3 protein-coding genes are annotated in these 3874 nt (G+C 66.9%); 2 read left to right on the top strand and 1 reads right to left on the bottom strand.

What is annotated here, in order from left to right:
- Positions 1-307 precede the first annotated feature (307 nt).
- On the top strand, positions 308-1987 hold the full coding sequence (locus tag NTW26_02630) for a nucleoside kinase (protein MCX7021169.1): 1680 nt from the start codon (positions 308-310) through the stop codon (positions 1985-1987).
- 657 nt (positions 1988-2644) lie between these two features.
- On the opposite strand, the gene NTW26_02625 is transcribed toward NTW26_02630, so the two are convergent.
- A complete protein-coding gene (locus NTW26_02625; protein MCX7021168.1) occupies positions 2645-3337 on the bottom strand; it encodes a helix-turn-helix domain-containing protein in 693 nt (230 codons plus the stop codon).
- A gap of 148 nt (positions 3338-3485) precedes the next feature.
- Here NTW26_02625 and NTW26_02620 point away from each other — a divergent pair, with 148 nt between their 5' ends.
- The gene (locus NTW26_02620; protein MCX7021167.1) at positions 3486-3857 is read left to right on the top strand and encodes an ECF-type sigma factor; all 372 of its coding nucleotides are present in this window, start codon (positions 3486-3488) and stop codon (positions 3855-3857) included.
- Positions 3858-3874: the final 17 nt, after the last annotated feature.

The following is a 3874-nucleotide window of genomic DNA, read 5'->3' as shown; positions in this document are numbered from 1 at the left end:
CGAGCCAGACGGCGACGCGGCCGGCGGCGGCCAGGGCGCCGGCGGCGATGATCAGCAAAACCGGGACGAGCTTCCTCATGCGACCCCCTTCACCAAATTGGCGCAGTATAGACCATTTATTCCCCCGCCGCAAGGGCGGCTAACCCCCGGCGGCGGTGTGCTATACTTTTCCTGATTCCCCTGCGCGCGAAAGCGTCGTACAACAGCGGCCCGCGGGGGATGTATCCCACGGGGCCGCCCTACTTCGGATTGGGAATGCCGGAGGAGCCGTAAACGTTTCCGAGGGGCGCGATCGGACGGAGGGGCGTTGATTAAGGTCGTAGTCACGGTGCCGGGCGCGGAGCCCGCCCTGCTCAAGGTGGAGCGCGGCACGCCGATCCGGCTGGCGCTCGCGGGCCTGCCCGCCCCAGAGCACCCCTGGCTCATGGCCTTCACCGACCACCGCGCGCGCGACCTGTGCGAGCCGCTGGAGAAGGGCTGCCGTCTGAGCCCGCGCAACGTCGCCGACCACGAGGGCATCCGGGCCTTCCGCCGCGGGGTGCGCCTTTTGCTGATCCGGGCGGCGGCGGAGCTCTTCCCGGAAACCTACGTGTACATTGACCACTCCCTCTCCGGGGGGTTCTTCGGCGAGCTGCGCTGCGCCGAGGCGTCGGACTGTTCGGTGCCCGTCACGCCGGACATGGTGGAGGAGCTTAGGCGGCGGATGGACGAGCTGGCGGCGGCGGACGAGGAGATAATCCGGGAGGTCATGCCCCGGAAGGCGCTCATCGCCGAGCTTCAGGCGAGGGGGGATTTCGCCAAGGTTCAGCTCCTGGAGCACTACCCCCGCGAGGATATCGTGGTCTACCGTTTCGGGGGCGTGCTGGACAGCTTCTACGGGCCGGTGGCGCCGCGGTCGGGCCTGCTGAGGCCCTTCGGCCTGGTGTACTACCCGCCGGGGTTCGTCCTGCGCTCCCCCACCTCCGCCAAGCCCGACACCCTGGCCCCCTTTACCGAGCAGCGCAAGCTCTTCCACGTCTTCCACGAGTTCTCGGACTGGATCAAGGTCCTGGGGGCGGAGACGGTGGGCGGCCTCAACCGGGTCATCGCCGGCGGCGACGCCAAGGAGCTGGTCCTTTTGTCCGAGGCGCTGCACGAGAAGAAGGTGGCGGAGATCGCCGACGAAATCTGCTCGCGCAGCCCCGTGCCCCGGCTGATCCTGGTCGCCGGCCCCAGCTCCAGCGGCAAGACCACCTTCACCCGGCGGCTGACGCTGCAGCTCACCATCAACGGGCACCGGCCGGTGGCGGTGGGGGTGGACGACTATTTCGTCTCCCGGAAGCCGACCCCCCTGGACGAGGAGGGGTGTCCCGACTACGAGCGGCTCGAGGCCATAGACATCGGGGCGCTGAACGGAGACCTTTCGGCCCTCCTGCGCGGGGATGAGGTCCACCCGCCCCGCTTCGATTTCAAGGCGGGGCGGAGCGCCCGGCTCGCCGAGGCCCTGCGGGTGGGGCCGGAGACGCCGCTCATCGTGGAGGGCATCCACGCCCTGGACGACGCGCTGACGCCGGACATCCCGGCGGTGGATAAGTTCAAGGTGTATGTGAGCTGCCTGACCCAGCTCAACATAGACAACCACAACCGGGTGCCCACCACGGACACGCGGCTCATCCGGCGGTTGGTGCGGGACTCGCGGTACCGGGGCTACGACGCGCTCGCGACCCTGCGGCGCTGGCACCAGGTGCGGCGCGGGGAGGACCGTTACATCTTCCCCTTCCAGGAGACCGCCGACGTGATGTTCAACTCCGCCCTCATCTACGAGCTGTCGGTGCTGGGGAAGTACGCCCGGCCGCTCCTGGAGCGGGTTCCGGAGTTCGAGCCGGAGCGGGCCGAGGCGGAGCGGCTGCTCCAGTTCATCGCCTTTTTCCTGGACCTGGCCGACGGGATGGTGCCCTCGACCTCGCTTTTGCGGGAGTTCATCGGGGGGAGCGATTTCAGCCTGTAGGGTTGGAATTTCGGCCGGGTCTCGCTCCGCCGCGCCCGGATGTAGGGCGGGGATTTGCCAGGGGCATAGCTCGCTTCGCTCGGTTCCTATCCCCGCCGCTTTCGCCCCTCATCCCGGCTGCGATGATGTAGGGGCGACCCTCTGCGGTCGCCCGCGGGCCGCCGCTTTCGTCCACCTCCTCGGCCCGTAAGCGCGCTTCCCCCCCGAGGGGGGAGGGGACATGAGGCGGTCCTCCCCCCGACCCGGGCCTTGGATGTTGCGATGACGTAGGGCGGGGATTCCTATCCCCGCCGCTTTAATGTCCCAACCTCGACCCTCACCCTAGCCCGTCGGCGCGCCGCTCCCACGGGGAGAGGGGGGCCGTGGCGACCCGTTCCCCGTTGCGATGATGTAGGGCGGGGATTTTAATCCCCGCCGCTTTAATGTCCCAACCTCGACCCTCACCCTAGCCCGTCGGCGCGCCGCTCCCTAGAAGGGAGAGGGGACTTAGCCGCATCCGATAAAAGTCATACGGTCGTGCGACGAACCCCGGTCACCGACCGGGGTTTGTCATATGCAGACTCGATTATTCAATGTTCGAGTGATGAAACGGGCGTCGTCCGTTTCATGGAGCCTTCATAGGATTTCCGCGCCGGAGTGTCCCGCCGTATGTCGCGCTTAGTGGTAGTACCGCTCGAGCTTTATCAGTCGGCCCAGGACGCGCGCCTCGCCGTGCTGGTCGTCGGTGAGCGGGATGGGCGATATCTTCGGGTTCGACCCCACCATCCACATCACGCCGCCCACCCGGCGGATGCGCTTGAGGGTGACGTTGTTCTGGTTCAGAAGAATCGCGTAGATGTCCTGCTCGTTCATGCGCTCGGTGTCCGTGTCGGGGTCTATGAGGACGAGGTCGCCGGAGATGATTCCGTCGCCGAGCATGGAGTCGCCCTGGACGCGCAGGAAGTAGCAGTTGTCGGGGGTTCCCCGGGGGACGTGGGTGGCGACGGGCAGGGCCTCGTCCGATTCGGCCTCGAAGGGGGCGCCGGCGGCGATATCGCCCAGAAGGGGAAAGCGCCGGATTTCATAGCCGGGGAGCGCGGCGGTGGCCTGGGCGGCCCTCTGCAGCAGCTCCGTGATGGTCAGCTTCGAGAGTTCGTCGTGGTTGGTGGGCTTGCGTCCGGTGAAGAGCTCCTCCTCGGTGATGCCGAGTGCCTGGGACAGGAGGGCTCCGTAGCGCGAGCTCGGCCGGTGTCCGCGGTTTTCCCAGTTGTCTATGTACTGGGGCGGGACGCCGACGAGGCGGGCGAGCTCGGCGGGTCGCAGGTTGAGTGCCGTGCGGAGCCTTTTTATGCGGGCGCCGAGGGTTTCCATCTTTTTTTCCTCCCCGGTGCTTGACAGCTGCCTATGAATGTAATATGATTTTCTGTAGACTCTTTTTGCCAACCCCATGATGATTATAATATGCATTTTTACAATTGTCAAGCACCCGGTGCCGGCTTCGTTTAAAAAAGGAGGACCCGTGCAGTTCGATATATCGCGTCTCGATCCCGACGAGCGCCTGCAGGGCATGCTGCGGCTCTATCCCATCGCCCTCGCCCACCTTTTACACCCCCACCCCCACCGTGTTTCCCTCCACCGGACCCGCCGGGCTGGGGACACCAAGCGCTCCCTGGAGGAGTGGCTCTCGGTGAAGCTCGAGGTGGAGGAGCTTCTGTCCCGCCTGCCGCACCGGGAGAGGCGGGCGGTGACGCTCTACTACCTGGACGGGTACGCCCAGCGTGAGGCCGCCACGACGCTCGGCGTCAGCCAGCCCAGGCTGGCGGCCATCCTGGCCAGCGCCCGCCGCCGCCTGGTTCGACGCCTCGTGGGTGCTCCGGGACCCGACGGGTAGCGGATCCAGGGCGTATG

Source organism: bacterium, assembly GCA_026398675.1.
GTDB lineage: Bacteria > RBG-13-66-14 > RBG-13-66-14 > RBG-13-66-14 > RBG-13-66-14 > RBG-13-66-14.
Note: the sequence above shows the minus strand (reverse complement) of the source record. Positions and strands in the feature narration are given on the sequence as shown.

Bases quoted from the DNA above. Each gene is read 5' to 3' on its own strand.
- NTW26_02625 (MCX7021168.1), bottom strand. From the start codon at position 3,337: ATGGAAACCCTCGGCGCCCGCATAAAAAGGCTCCGCACGGCACTCAAC.